This is a genomic window from Agromyces sp. NPDC055661 (assembly GCF_053618135.1).
Genome location: NZ_JBSHHC010000002.1, coordinates 183710 through 202614, shown reverse-complemented (window position 1 = coordinate 202614; position 18905 = coordinate 183710). Strand labels below are relative to the sequence as shown.

Sequence of the window (18905 nt, the reverse complement as noted above, 5' to 3'; positions counted from 1 at the left end):
GCGTTCGCGTCAGCCGCAGTTCGGGCGGCAGGTGCGCTGCGAGAGCGCGTCGACCAGCACGGTCCCGAGGTCCTCGGGTCGCGAGGCGGAATACGCCGCTCCCTTGGTCGCCTGCGCGATCTGCTGCATCGCCGCGAGGTCGGTGTCGGGACCGAATCCGATCATGATGACCGGCACCGGCTTCGTCGGGTCGTCGATCTTGGCGAGCTCCGCAAGCAGGGTGTCGAGGTCGATGCCGTTCTCGTCCTCGTTGCGACCGTCGGTGATGAGCAGCACCGAGTTGACCTTCTCGGGGTCGTACGACTCCCGCACGCGCTGCACAGCCGCGAGGGTCGTGTCGTAGAGACCGGTGGCGCCGCCCAGTCGCGCCGGCAGCGATTGGATGATGCCGGCGATCTCGGCCTTGTGCGCCTGGTCGGCGAGCGGCGCGATGGGCGAGAGGTCCTCCCAGTCGAGGTCGCCGTTGCGCGCGGTCGAGAAGACCCAGACGCCCATCTCGACCTCGCCCGAGAACTTCTCCATGGCCCCGATCGCGGCCTGCTGGAAGATGTCGATGCGCCGCAGGCCGCTCTCGGCGGGCTCCTCCATGGAGCCCGACACGTCGATGACGGCGAGCATGCGCGAGCGGAGCGTCAGCACCGCCCAGGCCCGCAGGATCTCGAGCTGCGCTGCAGCGTCGAGCTCGGTCGCCGCACCCACGGGTCCCTCGGCGGCCAGGCCGGCCACGTCGATCGTGCCCGCGCCGTCGGGCGCGCGGAAGCCGTCGGCGGCGAGGCGATCGGTGGCGTCGCGGGCCGCCGCAGCGAAGGCGGTGAGCAGCTCGGCCCGGGTCTGGGTCGCGCTCGCGGCGCCGTCGGCGGTGGACGCCTTGCCCGCGTCGGCGCGCGCCGGGAGGCGCACGAACGGGTAGTCGACGAGCACCGTGCCGTCGGCCGGGTAGGCCGCGACGAGCGTCTCCGACGGGTCCTCGAGGTTGTACGCCGCCACCTGGGCCTCGCTCGTGATCACGACGCTCGGCTGCTGCACCGCGGCGAGCGCCGCGAAGGCCGCTCCCGTCGAGGCGGGGATGGACTTGCCGAGCTCGATCATGGCGCCCGCGAACTGTCGCGGGTCATCGGGCGACGAGTGCCCGCGCAGGGCGAGCAGGCCCGCGAGGCTGGTCGACGACGCCTCGGGGTCGGGCAGGATCGTGGGCATGCCGCCGCCGAGCACGCGGGTCCACGTCACCGGCTCGCTCGCGATCTCGGCCGCCTTCGTGGCGGGCGCGGCGAACACGACGGGCGTCGTCGCGACCGCCTCGCCGACCTCGACCTCGGGCGGCGTCTGCCCGAGCGAGGCGGCCGTGGCGGCCATGCGGTCGACCCACACGTCGGACTCGGGGATCCACGCGTCGGCGTCGAGGCCGCCCGACGCGAGCACCGCCGACGTGTCGGCCGAGTCCTGCGACGTGATCTTCGTCTGCACGCAGGTCTCCGACGCGGCGTCGAAGTCCTCGGCGATGTCGGTCAGCGCCGGCGCGATCGTGGTGTCGGCCACGATGACGATCCGCTCGCTGTCGGCGCAGCCGGCGTCGGCCGCGGCGAACAGCGGGTTGAGGTACCCGCCGACCCAGAGGAAGACCCCCGACGCGATGACGCCGACGACCGCGACGGCGGCCACGATGGAAAGGATGAGTGCACGGCCCGGCCTCTTCGCCGGAGCCTTCACACTGTGACGCCCCACGGACACTCCAAGCTGGACGGTGCCGTGGCGCCGCCGATTCCCTCACTGGACGGGTTCCCCCGTCCGGGGGAAGGATGCCCATCAGCATAGGCGACGCATCCCGATACGCGAACTTCGCTCGGGATCCGACGGCGGTCCCGATCGGTGCCCTTGACGAACGCGTGGGAGAGCGCTTGCCGTCCGCGCCGTCCTCGACGCGGTCGGGGGACGCGGTCGTGGATGGCGAGCGGCTCGTGATCGGATCACCCGACGGGCGTGCCGAGGGTCGTGCGAAGCACGCGGAGTGGGAACACGCGGGTCGGATGACCCCCAGTCATCCGACCCGCTCCCCCGCCCTGGGTGCGACCCCTCAGTCGTCACACAGGCGTCTTCGGTGTTCTCCCGTCCCGACGAACACGCGGCTCCGGTGCTCCGTGAGCCCGCGTCCCCCCGCCGTCGGATCTCCAACGCTAGGCGGACGGGTCGACCCGAAGACAGGGCTTGACGGAGGGGGTGCCGCAGGCTATTCGCGCGAGCGGTTCGGCGGGGTTTCGGGGCGGGAATCGGGGCATCCCGGAGGGGTGGCGTCCGACGCAGTCGCGTGCGAGCATGAGGCCATCCCAGCGACGCGAACCGAGGTGCAGCGATGATCGTGCCGACCGTGCCCGAGGAGGAGGCCACCGGCGAGGTGGCCGCGATCTACGACGAGGAACGCGCGTCGTCGGGGTACATCCCGACGCACGCCCGCGCGATGGCGCTGAACCCCGCGGCCGACCGCGCGTTCGTCGCGCTCACCCGCTCGGTCGCGAGACCACTCGGCATCCGCCGCTACGAGCTCGTCACGCTCGCAGCCGCCCATGCCACGGGCTCCCGGCACTGCCGGCTGGCGCACGGCGTGAAGTCGCTCTCGGTCTTCGACGAGGCCCAGCTCGAGCGCATCGCCCGCGACTATCGCGACGCGGGCCTGACCGACGCCGAGGTCGAGATGATGGCGTTCGCCGAGCGGGTGGCGACGGATGCCCCAGCGATGACGGATGCCGATTCGCTGCGCCTGCGCGCGGCGGGCTTCAGCGACCAGGAGATCGTCGACATCGCGATCGCGGCCTCCGCCCGCGTCTACCTCGGACGGATGCTGCAGGCGCTGGCGGTCGACGTCGACGAGGCGCCGTCGCTGAGCGAACCGCTCCGCGCGGCGCTCGTCTCCGGGATCTGAACGGGGAGCCGACCGGGAACGGCGACACGGCGGCGGGCGGACGGATGCCACGACATGGAGCACTTCACCGATCGACGTGACGCGGGCCGGCGTCTGGCGCGGGCCTTCGCGGGTCGTGCGTTGCACCGTCCGGTCGTGCTCGGGCTGCCGCGGGGCGGCGTCCCGGTCGCGGCCGAGCTCGCCACGGCGCTCGACGCGCCGCTCGACGTGCTCGTGGTGCGCAAGCTCGGCCTTCCGCGACAACCCGAGGTCGCCATGGGCGCCATCGGCGAGCGCGGCGCCCGCGTGCTCAACGACGACGTCCTGCGATACGGCGGGGTGCGCGACGCCGATCTCGCCGCCGTGGAACGGAAGGAGCGCGCGGAGCTCGAGGCGCGGGTCGTGCGCTTCCGCGGCACCGCCGAACCCGTCGAGCTCACGGGACGCACCGCGGTGATCGTCGACGACGGGGTCGCAACCGGTGCGACCGCGCGGGTCGCCGCGGTCGTCGCGAAGGAGCTCGGCGCGGCATCCGTCGTGCTGGCCATGCCCGTGGGCGCGCCCGACAGCATGGCCGAGCTCGCAGCCATGCCCGAGGTCGACGAGGTCGTGTGCCTGTCGACCCCGCCGGGATTCATGGCGGTGGGCATGCACTACCTCGACTTCCGGCAGACATCCGACGCCGAGGTGCAACGGATCCTCGAGGATGCGCGCCGGGAGGAGCCGGGCGGCGCCTGAGCCGGTCGTGGAACCGCCGCGCCCGAGCCGTCAGCGGCGGCGGCCGACGACCACGGTCGCCGCGAGCTCGTCGTCGCGCAGCACGCGCGCCTCGAGTCCGCCGGCCTCGACCAGCGCGGTCGTGCGCGCCGCCTGTCCGCGGCTCGTCTCGATGAGCAGGTGACCGCCCGGCGCCAGCCACTGCGCAGCGGATGCCGCGACGCGCCGGTGCACGTCGAGGCCGTCGTCCCCGCCGTCGAGCGCGACGTGCGCCTCGTGGTCGCGCGCCTCGGGCGGCATCATGCCGATCTCGGCCGTGGGGACGTACGGCGCGTTCACGGCGAGCACGTCGACCCGCCCGCGGAGTTCAGGAGGCAGCGGGTCGAAGAGGTCGCCCTCGACGACCCGGCCGCCGATCGGCTCGAGGTTGCGTCGGGCGGCGCGCACCGCGGCGGGGTCGACGTCGGCGGCGACCAGCTCGACGCGACCTCCGTCGGCAGCGACCCCGGAAGCCACGGCCGCACCGATCGCGCCGGCACCGCAGCAGAGGTCGATCACGACGGCCGGTCGCCCCGAGACGGCGGACGCGAGCCGCGCGGCCTCGGCGACGAGGAGCTCGGTGCGGCGCCGCGGCACGAACACGCCGGGCTCCACCACGATCCGCAGGCCGGCGAACTCGGCCCAACCGAGCACCTGCTCGAGGGGCTCGCCCGCCACGCGGCGCGCGACGAGGTGCTCGAGCTCGCTCGCGGCATCCGCTCGACCGTCGACCTCGGCCGCGAGCAACGCCGCCTCGTCCTCGGCGAAGACGCAGCCGGCGGCGCGCAGGCGCGCCACGACCACGGGATCGGGCTCGGGCGTCGACGGCGCGGTCGGCCGGTCGTCGGAGTTGGGGAGGGGCAGCACCCTCGCATCGTAACGGCGGGTCCCGCATGATGCGCCCGAGATGCGCATGCCATAGAGTGCTCGTCATGACCGCGTCGATCCGCACCTGGTGGCCCGCCTCCTAGGCGGCCTCCACGCGTACACCGACGCACGACGACCGCCCGAGGGCGGTCGTCTCGCATGTGCGGGGACGTTTCCGGCCGAGGGCCCGACCGGAGACCGACATGACCCGCCTGCTCCACACGCTCCTCGCCCCCGACGCGCCGTCGTTCGCGGTGATCCACCGCGAGCACGAACCGGTGCTCGACGTGCTCGTCGGCGACGTCGTCGACGTCGACCGCCTCGCCGACATCCCGCTCGACGGAGCGGAGGTGCTCGCGCTCGTGCCCTTCCGGCAGGTGCGCGAGCGCGGATTCGCGGCGCACGACGACGGCGCGCCGATCCGCTGCCTCGTCGTGCGCGACCGCGACTCGCTCGGCGTCGACGAGGCGATCGCGCTGCTGCCGAGGCATCCGGTGGTCGTCGGCGACCTCGAGGTCGACGTGAGCGACGCGGACTACGCGGCCGTCGTGCGTCGCGTCATCGACGACGAGATCGGCCGGGGCGAGGGCGCGAACTTCGTCATCCGGCGCGAGTTCACCGGCTCGACGGATGCCGCGCCCGCCGAGGCGGTGTTGGGCTGGCTGCGGCAGCTCCTCGAGCACGAGACCGGCGCCCACTGGACGTTCGCGCTCAGCACGCCCGGACTCGCCGCCGTGGGCGCCACGCCCGAGCGGCACGTCTCCTCGATCGACGGCGTCGTCTCGATGAACCCGATCAGCGGCACGTTCCGGCACGGCGATGCGGCACGCGACGACGACGCCCTGCTCGCCTTCCTCGACGACGTGAAGGAACGCGAGGAGCTCGTCATGGTGGTCGACGAGGAGCTCAAGATGATGAGCGCGGTGTGCCCTGAAGGCGGGCGCATCCGCGGTCCGTTCCTCAAGCGGATGTCGCGGCTCACGCACACCGAGTACCTGCTCGAGGGCCGCTCCGCGCTCGACCCGCGCGAGGTGCTCCGGCGCACGATGTTCGCGCCGACGGTCACGGGTTCGCCCATGGGCAACGCCTGCGCGGTTATCGCACGGCACGAGCCCACTCCGCGCGGCTACTACGCCGGCGTGCTCGCCCGCTTCGCGCCCCGACCGGGCGGCTACGACCTGGACGCGCCGATCCTCATCCGCACCGCCTACCTCGATGGCGCCGGCCGCGTGCGCGTGCCCGTCGGCGCGACGCTCGTGCGACACTCCGACCCCGACGGCGAGGTCGCCGAGACCCGCGCGAAGGCGGCGGGCGTGCTCACGGCGTTGGGTGCGCTACCGCGCGCGTCGGCACCGGAACGGGGTCTCGAGGCCGACCACCTCGACACGCTGCTCGCGGCGCGCAACGACCGGCTCGCGGCGTTCTGGCGTTCACCGCAGGCGGCGCGGCCGTCGCGGGCGACGAGCGCCCTCGTCATCGACGCCGGCGACGACTTCACGACCATGCTCGCCCACCAGCTGCGCCATCTCGGCCTCGACGCCCGGGTCGTGTCATGGCACGCGGTGGACGACGATCCGACCGAGGACCTCGTCGTCTTCGGACCCGGTCCCGGCGATCCGCGCGACCGCTCCGACCCGCGGATCGCCCGCCTGCGCGAGCTCATCGCGGCGCGCCTCGAGACGCAGCGACCGCTGCTCGCAGTCTGCCTCAGCCATCAGCTGCTGGCCGACCTCGCCGGACTCGGGATCGCGCCCCTGCCCGCACCGCGCCAGGGCGTGCAGCTCGAGGTCGACGTCTTCGGACAGCGCGCGGCGATCGGCTACTACAACACGTTCTCGACCGTCGCGCCAGCGGGCTCGACGACGCCGAGGCTCGGGCTCGAGGTGGCCGCGGATGCCACGACGGGCGTCGTCGATGCCCTGCGCGGGTCCGGCGTGGCATCCGTGCAGGGGCACCTCGAATCGGTCACCTCGCCCGACGGGCTCGCGGTGCTGGAGCGACTGCTGGACGGCGTCCTCGCAGGTCAGGAGGAGTTTCGGGAGCCGACCACTGCGGCCGGCGCGCGCGGATGATCCCGCACTCCGCGGTGTTTGGCAAGGCGTTGCGGACATGCGGTGGCACGGGATGTGCTGGACGTGACCCGACCCCGAGGAGGCGGTTCCCTGTGGACACCAGCACCATCATCTGGATCATCGTCGGCATCGTCGTCGTCATCGCGATCATCGTGGTCGTCGTGCTCATGACCAGCCGGCGCCGCCGAGAGGCGCACCTCGAATCCGAGCGCCGCAAGGCCGAGGAGCTCCGCCGAGACGCCTACGAGACCGATGTCTCGCGCCGTGAACGCGAAGCGGATGCCGCGACCGCGGCGGCTGCGGCGAAGCAGGCCGAGGCCGACGCGATGCAGGCGAAGCTCGAGGCCGAGCGGCTCGAGCGCGAGAGCGCGGCGCACCAGGCGGATGCACAGCAGCTGCGCGCCCAGACCGACGAGCGCATGCGCAAGGCCGACGAGGTCGACCCCGATGTCGTGCGCGACGAGGACGCCGCACGGGCGGAGACGGCGGAGGCACGCGCCGACGACGGCACCGCGATGACCGACGAGCACGTCGCGGCCCGCGACGACCGTACGGCACTGCACGACGACCGCATGGCCGCTGCGGACGACCGCGACGCGGGCTCCGACGAGCGCGCGGCCGCCGAGCGCGAGCAGGCCGCGCGCGACGAGCGGACCACGCTCGACGCCCAGGCGGCGTCCCCGGAGCCGCGCAACACGGAGAGCGGGCGCCACATCTAGGCGGAACGGACCTCGGCGGGCGGCGGAGCAGGACGCTCCGTCGCCCGTCGGCGCGTCACGCCCCGGCCGCTGCTTCGCGCTCGATGAGCACACGCACCTCGTCGGCGAGGCCGTCGACCGGACCCTCGGCGTCGAGGCCGGGCGCGACGACCGCGATCGGCAGGGCAGCCACGGCCGACGGACCGGCGCCGGCCGCCGCGCGCCACTCGGTGATCTGCGCCGACGACGCAGCGAACACGATCCGGCCGAGGCCCACCCATGCGTGCGCCGCCGAGCACATCGGGCAGTGCTCCCCCGAGGTGTACACGGTCGCGGCCGCGCGCCCTTCGGGAGTCAGGTGCGTGACGGCCCAGCGGGCGATCTCGATCTCGGGATGCCGCGTCGGGTCGCCGGTGCTCTGCTCGCGGTTGCGGTCGGCGAAGCGCTCGACCCCGTCGGCGTCGACGAGCACGGAGCCGAACGGGCCGTCGCCGGCGTCGGCCGCCTCCTCGGCGAGTGCGACGGCACGGCGGAGGTGGACGAGGTCGGTCTCGGAGATGGCCATGGATGCAGTCTGCCCCCGGAATCAGCCGAGGGCGATGACCTCGGCGAGCATGGCGTCGTCGAGCGGACGATCGGCGAACACGAGCCGCTCGAGGTGGGTCGTGTCGTCGGGTCCACTCGGCTCGGTCGTCGACGCGCCCTGCCACACGAGCTCGAGGTCGAGCCGCTCGAGCACGCGGATCGACGCGGGGTTGTTGGCCAGGACGCGCGCCGTGACCGGCACGTCGGGCGCGGTCGCCCTGGCGGCCTCGATCGACGCGGCGGCGGCCTCGCCCGCAAGCCCGCGCCCCCACGCCTCGGGCAGGAACCGGTAGCCGAGGTTCCACGCGCCGAACGGCAGCATCGCTGCGCCGGCCGTGCCGATGAATCCGCCCGGCGGAAGGTCGCCGACGGGTTCGCGCAGCGTGACCGCCAGGTGTCCGAACCCGTGCGCGCGCCGACTCTCCATCGAGCGCTCGATGGCACGGGCGGACTGCGCGCGATCGGCGTGCCGACCGCCCGGGAGGTGCTCCCACGTGCGCGGGTCGCCGTAGACGCGGTGGTAGTCGTCGAGGTGGTCGAGCGTGAGGGACGTGAGCAGGAGGCGAGGGGTGTGCAGGTACGTCATCGCTCACAGTCTCGCAGCGGCATCCGACATCGGAGCGCGCCGCTCCAGACGGCGGGCGGCGCGCTACTTCAGCAGCCGCGAGAGCACGCGGTCGGCGAGCGGCTTGCCGCCGGTCTGGCAGGTGGGGCAGTACTGGAACGTGGAGTCGGCGAAGATGACCTCGCGCACGGTGTCACCGCAGACGGGGCACGTCTGCCCGGTGCGGCCGTGCACCTGCATGCGGCTGCGCTTGCCGTCCTTCAACTCCTCGGGGGGCCGGCCCGCTGCGCCGGCGACGGCCTCGGCGAGCGTGTCGCGCAGCGCCCGGTAGAGGCGCTCGACGTCGTCGGGCTTGAGGTTCGCGGCGAGCGCGTAGGGCGACATGTGCGCGTTGTGCAGGATCTCGTCGGAGTACGCGTTGCCGACGCCGGCGAAGACGGACTGGTCGCGAAGCAGCCCCTTGATCTGCGTGCGGCGCCCCTTCAGGATCCCGGTGAAGTCGTCGAGGGTGAAGTCGGGCGCCGTGGGGTCGGGACCGAGCCGCGCGATGCCCGGCACCTCGGCGGGATCGCGCACGACGTAGACCGCGAGCGACTTCTTGGTGCCCGCCTCGGTGAGGTCGAACCCCGAGCCGTCGTCGAGTCGGACACGCAGGGCGATGGGCGACTTGCCCGGTCGGAGCACGGTCTTCGGCAGCTCCTCGTACCAGCGCAGCCAGCCGGCGCGAGCGAGGTGGAAGACGAGGTGCAGGTCGCCGAGCTCGAGGTCGACGAACTTGCCGTGCCGCTGCGCACCGTCGATCGTGCGCCCGGTGAGCGCCTGCAAGGGCGGATCGAAGGTCTTCAGCGCTGAGATGGCCGCGACCGTCGCCCCCGTGACGACATGGCCGACGGCGCGTTCGCGGAGGAATCCCACGAGCGCATCCACCTCGGGCAGCTCGGGCACCATGACATCGTCTCACCCTCGGGCCACATCACGGCCGTTCTCGCCCTACGATCACCCTGTGGACCCCATCACGGCGCGGCAGGTGCTGCGCATCTTCCCCGACGCACCCCTCACCGTCGAGCTCGTCGAGCGCGCCTATTCCGAGGAGTACTGGGCGCGGCATCCGTCGCGGTACCAGGACTCGACGCAGCGACGGGAGGCCGAGCAGTGGGCGGGAACGCTCGCGACCGCGCGGCAGGTGCTGCTGCAGGAGGCCGGCACGGCGACAGCGGCGGATGCCGCGGCCGCGCCGCCGCGGAAGCGCGGCCTCTCGGGCGGCGCGATCGCCGGCATCGTCGCCGGCGGGGTCGCGCTCCTGGCCCTCGTCACGTTCGGGGTCATCGGCGCCGTCAGCCTCGTGACGCAGGCGGCGACGACCGCGCAGGAGGCGATCGAGGAGGCACAGGAGTCGAACGGCTCGAGCGGCTCGGACGAGGACGGCGTCGAGCGCTACGAATCCAGCGAGACGTACTTCGCCTTCCCGGCCGCACTCGAGTTCTACACGGACGGACGCTACGACGACCAGTGCTCGACGGAGCACGAGCAGGGCTGCTGGGAGGCGGCGCTCTTCACCGAGTCGGACTGCGCGACGCTGCAGGTGCAGCTCGGGTTCTCGAACGACGCCGACGCCCTCGTGCCCGACGTCACCGACACGATCGAGATCGAGGACGTCGTGGCCGGCGAGGCGACGCCCGTCGTCTACGGCAACGACGACTACGCCTACGGCTGGATCAACCAGGTCACGTGCCTCGGCTCGCCGTAGCGAGCTCGCGGCGGGGCGGCGTCGGGTTCGGCGTCGACGCCGGCGCCGCGGCATCCGACGGCCGCCGACGCCGCCTGGCGGCCAGCACGCGCGCGGCGACGGGCTGCCCGACCACGATGCCGACCAGCACGAGCGCCATGCCGCCCGCTTGGTTCGCCGACAGCGCCTCGCCGGCCACGAGCGTGCCGAGCAGCACGCCCGTCACGGGGTTGAGCAGGCCGATCAGGCCGACCGCGCCGGCATCGAGACGGCGGAGGGCGCTGAACCAGGCGACGAACGCGATCGCCGTCGCGACCACGCCGACGTAGGCGAAGGCGGCGATCGCCGGCGCGTCGAGCGCGGGCGGCGCGCCCTCCCATACGAGGGCGAACGGCACGAGCAGGACGCCGCCGGCGATGAGCTGCCACGACGAGAGCGAGATCGCGTCGACGTCGCCGCCCCAGCGCTTCGCGAGCGTGTAGCCGAACGACGCCATGGTCATCGCGGCCACCGCGGCGACCACCCCCCAAGGGTCGACGGATGCCGCGCCGCCGATGAGCATCAGCACGACGCCGGCCACGCCGACGCCGGCTCCCACGAGCGAGAGCACCCGCAGCCGCTCGGACACGAGGAGCCACGCGAACAGCATCATCACGATCGGCGAGGTGGCCATGATCATCGAGGCGATGCTCGTGGGCAGCAGCTGCGCGGCCAGGTAGACGAGCACGAAGAAGGCGCCCATGTTCAACGCCCCGAGCACGGGGGCGCGCCACCACCACCCCCCACGCGGCATCCGCGGGCGCACGATGAAAAGGAGCAGGCCCGCCGGCAGGGCGCGCAGCACCGCACCCCACAGCGGGATGTCGGCCGGGAGGAACTGCCGCGTCACGAAGTAGGTGCTTCCCCACGCGATCGGCGCGATCATCGCGACGAGGGTCCACCGCCAACTAACTTCCATGGAAGCTATTATAGCTTCCATGGAAGCTACTATGTAAGCCATGGAGCAGCATTCCGATCGCGTGGCCCGCATCATGGCCGAGTGGGAGCGCGAACGACCCGACCTCGACCTCGCGCCGCAGGCCGTCTTCGGCCGCCTGCATCGCCTCGCGAACCACCTCACGGAAGACCTGGTGGCCGTCTACCGCACGTTCGATCTCGCCGAGGGCGAGTTCGACGTGCTCGCGACCCTGCGACGGGCGGGCGCTCCGTTCGAGCGCACGCCGGGCGAGCTCGCGGCGACGACCATGGTCACGACGGGCGCGATGACCAAGCGGCTGGACCGGCTCGAGACCCGCGGGCTCGTGAGCCGCCGGCAGAGCGCCGACGACGGGCGGGGTCGGGTCATCGCGCTCACCGACGCCGGGCGCGAGCTCATCGATCGCGCGTTCACGGCCCATGTCGCGAACGAGCGTCGGCTGCTCGACGACGGGCTGTCGACGACGGATGCCGCGGCCCTCGAGCGTCTCCTCGCCACGTGGCTGGCGCACTACGAAACATGACCCGCCACCCCCATCCGGGGGCTATGGTCGTCTCATGCGCATCGACGAACAGCATGGCGTCCGCGTGCTCCTCCTCGATTCCGAGGGGGAGCCCATCTCGACGCCCGACGACGCCGCCGACCTCGTGGGATCGGCCTGGTCGCACCAGGCCGAGCTCGTCGCCGTGCCCGTCGAGCGCCTCGATCCGAAGTTCTTCCGCCTGAAGACCGGCATCGCCGGGGAGATCACGCAGAAGCTCGTCAACTACCGCATCCGCCTGGCCGTGGTGGGCGACATCAGCGACGTAGTCGCGAAGAGCGACGCGCTGCGCGACTTCGTGCGCGAGTCGAACCGGGCCGACCACGTGTGGTTCGTCGAGTCGGAGGCCGACCTCGAGCGCCGGCTCTCGGATCGAGCGGGAGTGCGCTCCCGCTGAAGGGACGCTGAACCCGGCTGAACCTCGCCTGAACGCCGATCGCGGCGGTCGGCGTCGCGGCGCATCCTTGGAGTGAGGATCCATCGCGTCGGAATCGAGGCATCCCATGAACGCCAAGAGGACGAGGACCGCACCGGTCGCGATCGCCGCCGTCGCCGCAGCGCTGCTCACCGCCTGCACCGGTTCCCCGCAGCACGCGGCCGCGCCGTCGTCGCTCCCCCGGAGCGATGAGCCGGTCGCGCTCGACCCGGCCGACTTCACCACCGACATCGACAATCCGTACTGGCCGATGAAGCCGGGCACGCAGTGGGTGTACCGCGAGACCGATCCCGACGGCGACCTCACGGTGCACGTCACCGTGACCTCCCAGACGAAGCGCATCGCGAACGGCATCGAGGCGCGCGTGGTGCGGGACAGCGTGACGCGAGGCGACGAGCTCGTCGAGGACACGTTCGACTGGTACGCCCAGGACGCCGACGGCGCCATCTGGTACCTCGGCGAGGACACCGCCGAGTTCGAGGGCGGCCAGGTCGTGTCGCGCGAGGGCAGCTTCGAGGCGGGCGTCGACGGCGCACTGCCGGGCATCGCGCTGCCGGGCGATCCGCAACCCGGCATGTCGTACCGGCAGGAGTACCTCGCGGGCGAGGCCGAGGACGAGGGCGCCGTGCTCGGCGTCTCCGAGCTCGTGGAGGTGCCCTACGGGGCGTTCGAAGGCGCTCTGCTGACCCGCGACACCACGCCGCTCGAGCCGACGCTCGAGGAGCTGAAGTTCTATGCGACGGGCGTCGGGCCGGTGCTCACGCTCACGTCGTCGGGCGGCAGCGGCCGCGAGGAACTCCTCGAGGTGCGGAACGTGCCCGACGGGACCGGCACGGGCCCGCTCGGGTCGCCGGACTGAGCGCGCTCACCCGGTCGCCATCGGGTCGCCATCGGGACGTCATCCGGGCTCGTCGACGGCGCGCAGTCGCCCGTCGGCGAGCACGAGCTCGTGGATCGCGGCATTCCCGAACGCGGGCGTGACGGTGTCGGGATCGCCGACCGAGAGGCGCAGCGCGTTGATGACGCCGCGATGCGTGACCACCGCGATCGTCTCCCCCGGCACGGCCCAGCGCTCGAGCGCCGCCGCGGCCCGCGCGACGACGGACGGGCGTTCCTCCATGCCGGGCACGCCCTCGGGATAGCGCGCGGTCGCATCAGCCCACCGCAACCCCTCCGCGCGACCGAACGCCTGCTCGACGAGGTCGTCGTCGACGTCGAAGCCGTCGAGGCCGAGCGCCTCCGCGATGACCTCGGCGGTCTGCGTCGCCCGCTGCAGCGGGCTGCTGACCACACGACGGATGCCGCGACCCACGAGCGCCGCAGCCGCCTCGGCGGCCTGCACGAGACCGCGCGCGTTGAGTGGCAGGTCGCTGCGGCCCTGCACCAGTCCGTCGGTGTTCCAGTCGGTCTCGCCGTGCCGCACGAGCAGGATGCGGGCGTCCACGGTTCGACCCTACGTCCGACGCCGACGCACCATAGGATCCCAACCATGACCCTGCCCCCCGCTGCCCCCGCGACGGAGTATCCCTCCAAGCCGCCGGTCCCTGCCGTCCCCCGAACCAACGTGCTGTCGATCGTGGCGATCATCGCCGGATTCATCGCCCCCATCGCGGGCATCATCACCGGACATCTCGCCCTCCGCCAGATCGCACGGACCGGCGAGGAGGGCCGTGTGCTCGCGCTCACGGGGCTCACCGCCGGCTATGTGCTCACGGCCTTCAGCGTGATCTTCTTCATCATCTGGCTCACGATGATGGTGACCATCCTGTCGACGGGCTTCGCCTCGGCCGGCTGAGGTCGCGCCCGCCGACTCGCTCGAGGTTCGCGCCGCGACGGGCGGCACTACGACTCGCGCAGCGGCAGCACGTCGCCGCCCGTCTGGCACGTCGCCGAGTACTGCGCCGTCGTGCTCGCGAACGAGAAGTCCCGGATCTCGTCGCCGCACCGCGGGCACGGCTCCCCCGTTCGCCCGTGCACGCGCATCGCCGCGACCTTGGCGGCCTTGAGCTGGTCGATCGGGACGCCGCTGCGGGCCGTGACGGCCTCGGAGATGACGCCGACCGTCGCCTCGAACAGGCGGTCGAGCTCATCGCCGTCGAGCGACGCGGCGTGCGCGACAGGCGACACCTGCGCCGCGTGGAGGATCTCGTCGGAGTACGCGTTGCCGATGCCCGCGAGCGACTCCTGCTCCTGCAGGACGGCCTTGACCTGCTTGCGACGGCCGACGACGCCCGCGTCGAAGTCCGCCCGGCTGAATGCCGGATCGGCGGGGTCGGGGCCGAGCTTCGCCACGGCGGGCACCTCGAAGGGGTCGTCGACCACCCAGCCGCCGAGTGAGATCCAGTCACCGGCATCCGTCAGCTCGAGCGTCGTGCCGTCGTCGAACTCGAGCACGATCAGGGCGGGCGGCGGCGGCTCGGCCTCGCCGGTCGGCGCTTCGGTGACCGATGCCTCGGCACCGCCGTAGCGCGCCCAGCCGTGCCGCCCGAGCGACACGACGAAGTGCGCGTCGTCGTCGAGCGCGAAGTCGAGCAGCTTGCCGCGCCTGGTGACGCCCGCGACGCGGCGGCCGATCAAGGACTCGAGCGGACGCGCGCGCGTCTTCGTGACCCGGAACTCGAGCACGTCGACGCCGCGGATCTCGTGACCGGCGAGCCGGCGGCCGAGATCGTCGGCGAGCGCCTGCACCTCAGGTGACTCGGGCATGCGCCCAGCCTCGCACGGGCCGATGACAACCGCCACGCCCCAGCGGCGATCCGGGAGTCGCCCCGACTGTCGGCGGGATCCGACGCGCTGCTAGCCTGTGCCCAGGGGGAAGACGAGGATGCTTCAGGTCCAAGTCGCTGGTCCGTCGACCGTGGACGCGATGGTGATCCCGATCATCGTGACGCTGATCACGCTCGCCGGAGCCATCATCGTGCCGCGACTGCACTCGAACGCCGACGACCTCCGGCGGGCCGAGAGCCTCACCTCGGTGCTCGACGCGATGCCGCCGTCGACGCAGCGCCGGCTCCTCGAGCAGCTGCGCGACGACCATGCGACCGTGTGGGCGCTCCGCCAGGCGGCGCCGCTGCTCCCGACGATGCGCGCGGTCGGCTCGGTCGCGTACGCGGCGGGGATCGTGGTGCTGATCGTGGGCGTCGTGTACCTGCTCGCAGCGCCCGGTCACCAGTGGTGGTTCTGGCTGGTCTACATCGGCGGCGTCGCCGACATCCTCGTCGGCTGGCTCGTGCACCGGTTCCGCACGGGACGTCGACGCACCTGGATGGCCGCGGAGCTGCAGCGCCTCGGGCTGCGGCTTCCGATCGACGCGCACCTGCGGCGTGAGGTGTCGGGACCCCTCGTCGGCGAGGTCAGTCCTCGAGCCGGAACCCCACCTTCAGCGTGACCTGGTAGTGCGCGACGTCGTTGCCCTCGACCTCGCCGCGCACCGACACGACCTCGAACCAGTCGACGTGCCGCAGCGTGTTGGTCGCGCGGGAGATCGCATTGCGGATCGCGGTGTCGATGCCCTCGGGAGAGGTCCCGACGATCTCGGTGACGCGGTAGACGTGATTGCTCATGGCCGGCTCCCCACCCCCGCGCCGTCGCGGGATGCCTCGACCCTAGCCCTCGCCGCGCCGACGCCGGTAGAGGCGGGCTCGTGATGCCTCCGACGATCACTCCGACGGGCGTCGCGCCTGCTCCACGTTGCCCTGGTGCGGACCGGCGAGCCACTCCTGCTCCAGGCGGGCGTCGTCGGGTTCCACCCCGCGCCGCAGCGCGTCGATGTACGCACGATCGGCGGCGAGGCGAGAAGCCACCTCGGGACCCTCCGCGACGGCGCCGTGGCCGGGGATCACGACGTCGACGTTCGCGGCGGCCGCGCCGAGCCGGTCGAGGGCGACCTCGTAAGCGTCGACCTGACCGTCGCGACGGAAGTCGAGCAGCGGGATGAGCACGTCGGAGAGCATGTCGCCGGCGATGAGCACCCCACGGTCCGCGAGCAGGACCGCGGCGTGGCCGATGGCGTGGGCCTCGTGCTCGATGAGCTCGCCGGGTATCGGCCCACCGTCGGCGGGCAGCGCGGTGAGACGCCCGATCAGCTCGAGCGGCACGCCCTCGGCGCTCTCCTCCGCCATCGCCTGCGCTCGATCGCGCACCGCGTCGACCGCCTGTGCGGACGGAGCCGTGGCGTAGCGCGGGACGTCGCCGAAGCGCTCGCGCCAGAGGAGGTGGTCCCAGTGCAGGTGCGTGGAGAACCCGGCGATCACCGGGAGGCCGAGTCGATCGATCTCATCGGCCAGGGCGTTCAGGTCGGCACCGTCGATGCCGGGATCGACGAGGATCAACCCGTCGTCGACGCGCACCACGGTGGAGTTGGACCACACCCACTCGCTCTGGCGAACCCAGACGCCGTCGGCCACCTGCTTCATCATCGCTTCACCCCTGTCCGCCCGTCCGGTGCGAGTCGGACGCGATCACGTCGTGGCCGGCGACCGCTAGTCGTCGACCAGTTCCTGCCCCGAGAGGTGGCACCCCTCGTTGCAGGTGTACCAGACCTCCGGCGCGCGTCGGCCGAGTCGTGTGTCCAGGGCGTCCACGTCCTCGTGGCGCTCGACCGGCAGGTCGTGTTCCGGGCATGCGAGCATCTGCCAAGGGTACGCATCCGTCGGCTCCGGCGCTACAGATGCCGGGACCCCCGGTCGAGGGCTATTCGGTCGCGAAATCGAGCTTCGAGTCGGCGACGGCGATGACCGACCAGGTGCCGCCCGCAGCATCCGTGAACTCGTAGGCCGGCACGAGGAGGACGCTGCCGTCGGGCTGCCACTGGGTCGCGAGCCCGAGGCGGGCCTCGACGATCTCGACCTCGTTGACCGGCCACGAGATGGCGGTGCCGTCGGCCGGGATCGCGGGCGGCTCGGTCGGCGGAACCCATTCGGTGGGCGCGGTCGCCTCGGCCGACTTCGCCTCCTGCGCCGCGAACGGCATGGCCATCACCTGAGCGCCGAAGCGGGGGTCGGAGAGGCGCTCGAAGGCCTCCTGCTCGCTCACGATCGGGTAGTCGCCGAGCTGCACGGGCTCGGCGAGCGAACCCGATGCGTTGACGATGCCGCCCTCGGCGAGCTCGAGGTACCAGCCCTGGTCGGTGCGCTGCCCGTCGACGAGCGGCCACGCCTGCGCGGTGCGCGTCGGCGAGCCCTCGTAGACCTGGGAGGCGTACTCGAAGGACCCGGCGTCGCGCCCGGTGGACGAGATGAGCGAGCGCAGGGCGTCGATGGCCGCAGCCTCGCCGGGTGCCGTCCCGGTAGGCTCGCAGACGGTCGCGTCGGGCGCGCACTGCCAGGGGTTGAGCTGCGGGTCCCAGTAGGAGAAGGAGAGGGTGCCGTCGAGGCCGACCCAGAGGGACGGCGCCGTGCCGTCCTGCGGGCCGACGACCCAGCCGCCGTCCTTGAGCTCGGGCGTGCCCGACAGGCCGAGCGCCGCGGCGAGCGCGCCGACGGTCTCGGCGTTCGACGCCGAGCGCGCATCGTAGGCGAACGCGGTCGCCGTGCCCTCGTCGGTCGAGAGGCCCGAGGCGCTGAAGACGTTCCGGCCGTAGCCGTAGGGCAGCATGCGATCGGTAGCACCCGAACCCGCCGACATCTTGCTGCTCTCGGGCGCGCCGGATGTCGCGTCGGGCTGGGGCACGCCCTGATCGGTCGCCGCGCCGACGCCCGACTGCAGCGAGATGGGAGGCGCTGCGCCGCCGGCGATCGTGCTCGTTCCGGTGGTGGTCGCGCCGATCGCGTAGCCACCGCCGCCGATGATCAGCACGGATGCCGCGACGGCCGCGGCCGTCAGCCAGCGGTTGCGGCGGCGTGCGCGTTCGGCCGCGAGGTCGGCGACGGGCGGCGTCTCGGACGGCGTCGCCTCGCCCGCCTGGGCGCCTTCGCCCGCGGCATCCGCTGCGGCTCGTGCGACGACCCCGTCGGTGAAGCCCGCGCTGGGCTCGACGTTCGCGGCGGGGTCGGCGGCCCGGAGGCGCTCGACGGGGTCGAGTTCGTCGTCGTGTCGGTCGTTCATGTCGATCACCCTCCGTGACATCCGTTCACTGATGGATGTGTCGCGAGCGGCCCCGACCTTGCACGGAGCCGTGACCGCATGCGGGGATTAGAACGAGAGTCGCTCGCCCCACGCCTCGCGGAGGCGCCTGCGGGCGCGGGACAGCGCGGCATCCGCCCCCGATCGCGAGATGCCGAGCACCGCGGCGAGCTCCTCGCCGTCGAGGCCCTCCCACGCATGCAGCAGCAGGATCTGCCGATCGCGTTCGCCGACGCTCGCGAGCGCGCCGCGGAGCTCGGCGTCGAAGAGCGCGCTGAGCTCGGGGTCGTCGGCGACGCGTGCCGTGCCGGCCTCGGGCACCTCGTCGACGGGGAGGTCGACGATCTTGCGCCGGTGGTTCGCGAGCGTGAAGCCGGCGGTGCGGTACAGCCAGGGCAGCACGGCGTCGCGCGGCACGTCGTCGCGGCGGCGCCACGCGGTGGCGAACACGTCGGCGGCGAGGTCCTCCGCGTCCTGCCGCGGGCCGCGACGGGCGAAGTACCGCACGAGCGCGGTCGAGTGCTCGCGCACGACGTCGGTGAACCACGCGAGGTCGTCGGGGCGATCGGATGTCGCGTCGGCACCGTCGGCCATCGCCACCCCCTCGCTCAGGTCGGCTTCCACTGCGGCGTTCGGAGTCCTCACGTAGAGGATGTGTCGCCACTGCGGTGAGTCTTGCACGTGCCGGTCTCGGATCGGGCGCCCCGCGCATGCGCGGGCACATCGA

Annotated in this window: 23 protein-coding genes; 10 read left to right on the top strand and 13 right to left on the bottom strand. The window is 72.7% G+C overall.

The window, feature by feature from the left end:
- Window positions 1–9 precede the first annotated feature (9 nt).
- Window positions 10–1659: a VWA domain-containing protein gene (locus tag ACWGO8_RS14525; protein ID WP_452043752.1), complete on the bottom strand. Its 1650-nt coding sequence runs from the start codon at window positions 1657–1659 to the stop codon at window positions 10–12.
- A 688-nt stretch (window positions 1660–2347) separates the two neighbouring features.
- Here ACWGO8_RS14525 and ACWGO8_RS14520 point away from each other — a divergent pair.
- Window positions 2348–2914 carry a carboxymuconolactone decarboxylase family protein gene (locus ACWGO8_RS14520; RefSeq protein ID WP_452043751.1) on the top strand — a complete coding sequence of 189 codons (567 nt, stop codon included), beginning with the start codon at window positions 2348–2350 and terminating at the stop codon, window positions 2912–2914.
- Window positions 2915–2968: 54 nt separating this feature from the next.
- Window positions 2969–3631 carry a phosphoribosyltransferase gene (locus tag ACWGO8_RS14515; RefSeq protein WP_452043750.1) on the top strand — a complete coding sequence of 221 codons (663 nt, stop codon included), beginning with the start codon at window positions 2969–2971 and terminating at the stop codon, window positions 3629–3631.
- 30 nt (window positions 3632–3661) lie between these two features.
- On the opposite strand, the gene ACWGO8_RS14510 is transcribed toward ACWGO8_RS14515, so the two are convergent.
- A complete protein-coding gene (locus ACWGO8_RS14510) occupies window positions 3662–4516 on the bottom strand; it encodes a putative protein N(5)-glutamine methyltransferase (protein ID WP_452043749.1) in 855 nt (284 codons plus the stop codon).
- Between the two features lie 203 nt (window positions 4517–4719).
- On the opposite strand from ACWGO8_RS14510, the gene ACWGO8_RS14505 reads away from it, so the two are divergent.
- Both ACWGO8_RS14505 and ACWGO8_RS14500 read left to right on the top strand, forming a co-directional pair.
- Window positions 4720–6588 carry an anthranilate synthase family protein gene (locus ACWGO8_RS14505; protein WP_452043748.1) on the top strand — a complete coding sequence of 623 codons (1869 nt, stop codon included), beginning with the start codon at window positions 4720–4722 and terminating at the stop codon, window positions 6586–6588.
- A gap of 92 nt (window positions 6589–6680) precedes the next feature.
- Window positions 6681–7307 (top strand): hypothetical protein, encoded by a 627-nt coding sequence (locus ACWGO8_RS14500; RefSeq protein WP_452043747.1) that lies wholly within the window; start codon window positions 6681–6683, stop codon window positions 7305–7307.
- Between the two features lie 55 nt (window positions 7308–7362).
- Here the strand turns inward: ACWGO8_RS14500 and ACWGO8_RS14495 are convergent, their stop codons facing one another.
- The 3 genes from ACWGO8_RS14495 to ACWGO8_RS14485 all read right to left on the bottom strand — a co-directional run bounded on the left by ACWGO8_RS14495 (window position 7363) and on the right by ACWGO8_RS14485 (window position 9381).
- Complete coding sequence (locus ACWGO8_RS14495) at window positions 7363–7851, bottom strand: nucleoside deaminase (protein ID WP_452043746.1); 489 nt, start codon at window positions 7849–7851, stop codon at window positions 7363–7365.
- Between the two features lie 21 nt (window positions 7852–7872).
- Window positions 7873–8457 (bottom strand): GNAT family N-acetyltransferase, encoded by a 585-nt coding sequence (locus ACWGO8_RS14490; RefSeq protein WP_452043745.1) that lies wholly within the window; start codon window positions 8455–8457, stop codon window positions 7873–7875.
- A 63-nt stretch (window positions 8458–8520) separates the two neighbouring features.
- A complete protein-coding gene (locus ACWGO8_RS14485) occupies window positions 8521–9381 on the bottom strand; it encodes an Fpg/Nei family DNA glycosylase (RefSeq protein WP_452043744.1) in 861 nt (286 codons plus the stop codon).
- A gap of 58 nt (window positions 9382–9439) precedes the next feature.
- Between ACWGO8_RS14485 and ACWGO8_RS14480 the strand changes: the two genes are divergently transcribed.
- Window positions 9440–10183, top strand: a complete 744-nt coding sequence (locus tag ACWGO8_RS14480) for a hypothetical protein (RefSeq protein ID WP_452043743.1) — start codon at window positions 9440–9442, stop codon at window positions 10181–10183.
- Here the strand turns inward: ACWGO8_RS14480 and ACWGO8_RS14475 are convergent.
- Window positions 10161–11120, bottom strand: a complete 960-nt coding sequence (locus ACWGO8_RS14475; RefSeq protein ID WP_452043742.1) for an EamA family transporter — start codon at window positions 11118–11120, stop codon at window positions 10161–10163. The genes ACWGO8_RS14480 and ACWGO8_RS14475 overlap by 23 nt on opposite strands.
- A 40-nt stretch (window positions 11121–11160) precedes the next feature.
- Between ACWGO8_RS14475 and ACWGO8_RS14470 the strand changes: the two genes are divergently transcribed.
- From ACWGO8_RS14470 to ACWGO8_RS14460, 3 genes are all read left to right on the top strand, one after another.
- A complete protein-coding gene (locus tag ACWGO8_RS14470) occupies window positions 11161–11661 on the top strand; it encodes a MarR family winged helix-turn-helix transcriptional regulator (RefSeq protein WP_452043741.1) in 501 nt (166 codons plus the stop codon).
- Between the two features lie 34 nt (window positions 11662–11695).
- The gene (locus ACWGO8_RS14465) at window positions 11696–12076 is read left to right on the top strand and encodes a DUF4180 domain-containing protein (protein ID WP_452043740.1); all 381 of its coding nucleotides are present in this window, start codon (window positions 11696–11698) and stop codon (window positions 12074–12076) included.
- 106 nt (window positions 12077–12182) lie between these two features.
- A complete protein-coding gene (locus ACWGO8_RS14460; protein ID WP_452043739.1) occupies window positions 12183–12974 on the top strand; it encodes a hypothetical protein in 792 nt (263 codons plus the stop codon).
- 39 nt (window positions 12975–13013) lie between these two features.
- On the opposite strand, the gene ACWGO8_RS14455 is transcribed toward ACWGO8_RS14460, so the two are convergent.
- The gene (locus tag ACWGO8_RS14455) at window positions 13014–13559 is read right to left on the bottom strand and encodes a histidine phosphatase family protein (RefSeq protein WP_452043738.1); all 546 of its coding nucleotides are present in this window, start codon (window positions 13557–13559) and stop codon (window positions 13014–13016) included.
- A gap of 45 nt (window positions 13560–13604) precedes the next feature.
- Here ACWGO8_RS14455 and ACWGO8_RS14450 point away from each other — a divergent pair, with 45 nt between their 5' ends.
- Window positions 13605–13910, top strand: a complete 306-nt coding sequence (locus ACWGO8_RS14450; protein WP_452043737.1) for a DUF4190 domain-containing protein — start codon at window positions 13605–13607, stop codon at window positions 13908–13910.
- Window positions 13911–13957: 47 nt separating this feature from the next.
- Here the strand turns inward: ACWGO8_RS14450 and ACWGO8_RS14445 are convergent, their stop codons facing one another.
- The gene (locus ACWGO8_RS14445; protein WP_452043736.1) at window positions 13958–14821 is read right to left on the bottom strand and encodes a DNA-formamidopyrimidine glycosylase family protein; all 864 of its coding nucleotides are present in this window, start codon (window positions 14819–14821) and stop codon (window positions 13958–13960) included.
- Between the two features lie 118 nt (window positions 14822–14939).
- On the opposite strand from ACWGO8_RS14445, the gene ACWGO8_RS14440 reads away from it, so the two are divergent.
- Window positions 14940–15503 carry a hypothetical protein gene (locus tag ACWGO8_RS14440; RefSeq protein WP_452043735.1) on the top strand — a complete coding sequence of 188 codons (564 nt, stop codon included), beginning with the start codon at window positions 14940–14942 and terminating at the stop codon, window positions 15501–15503.
- Here the strand turns inward: ACWGO8_RS14440 and ACWGO8_RS14435 are convergent.
- The 5 genes from ACWGO8_RS14435 to ACWGO8_RS14415 form a co-directional block, all read right to left on the bottom strand.
- Complete coding sequence (locus ACWGO8_RS14435) at window positions 15469–15678, bottom strand: dodecin (protein WP_452043734.1); 210 nt, start codon at window positions 15676–15678, stop codon at window positions 15469–15471. The genes ACWGO8_RS14440 and ACWGO8_RS14435 overlap by 35 nt on opposite strands.
- A 96-nt stretch (window positions 15679–15774) precedes the next feature.
- A complete protein-coding gene (locus ACWGO8_RS14430; protein ID WP_452043733.1) occupies window positions 15775–16533 on the bottom strand; it encodes an MBL fold metallo-hydrolase in 759 nt (252 codons plus the stop codon).
- Between the two features lie 63 nt (window positions 16534–16596).
- The gene (locus tag ACWGO8_RS14425; RefSeq protein ID WP_452043732.1) at window positions 16597–16746 is read right to left on the bottom strand and encodes a hypothetical protein; all 150 of its coding nucleotides are present in this window, start codon (window positions 16744–16746) and stop codon (window positions 16597–16599) included.
- Between the two features lie 61 nt (window positions 16747–16807).
- Window positions 16808–18160, bottom strand: coding sequence for a hypothetical protein (locus tag ACWGO8_RS14420; RefSeq protein WP_452043731.1), 1353 nt, complete (start codon window positions 18158–18160; stop codon window positions 16808–16810).
- Between the two features lie 87 nt (window positions 18161–18247).
- Window positions 18248–18772: an RNA polymerase sigma factor gene (locus ACWGO8_RS14415; protein ID WP_452043730.1), complete on the bottom strand. Its 525-nt coding sequence runs from the start codon at window positions 18770–18772 to the stop codon at window positions 18248–18250.
- Window positions 18773–18905: the final 133 nt, after the last annotated feature.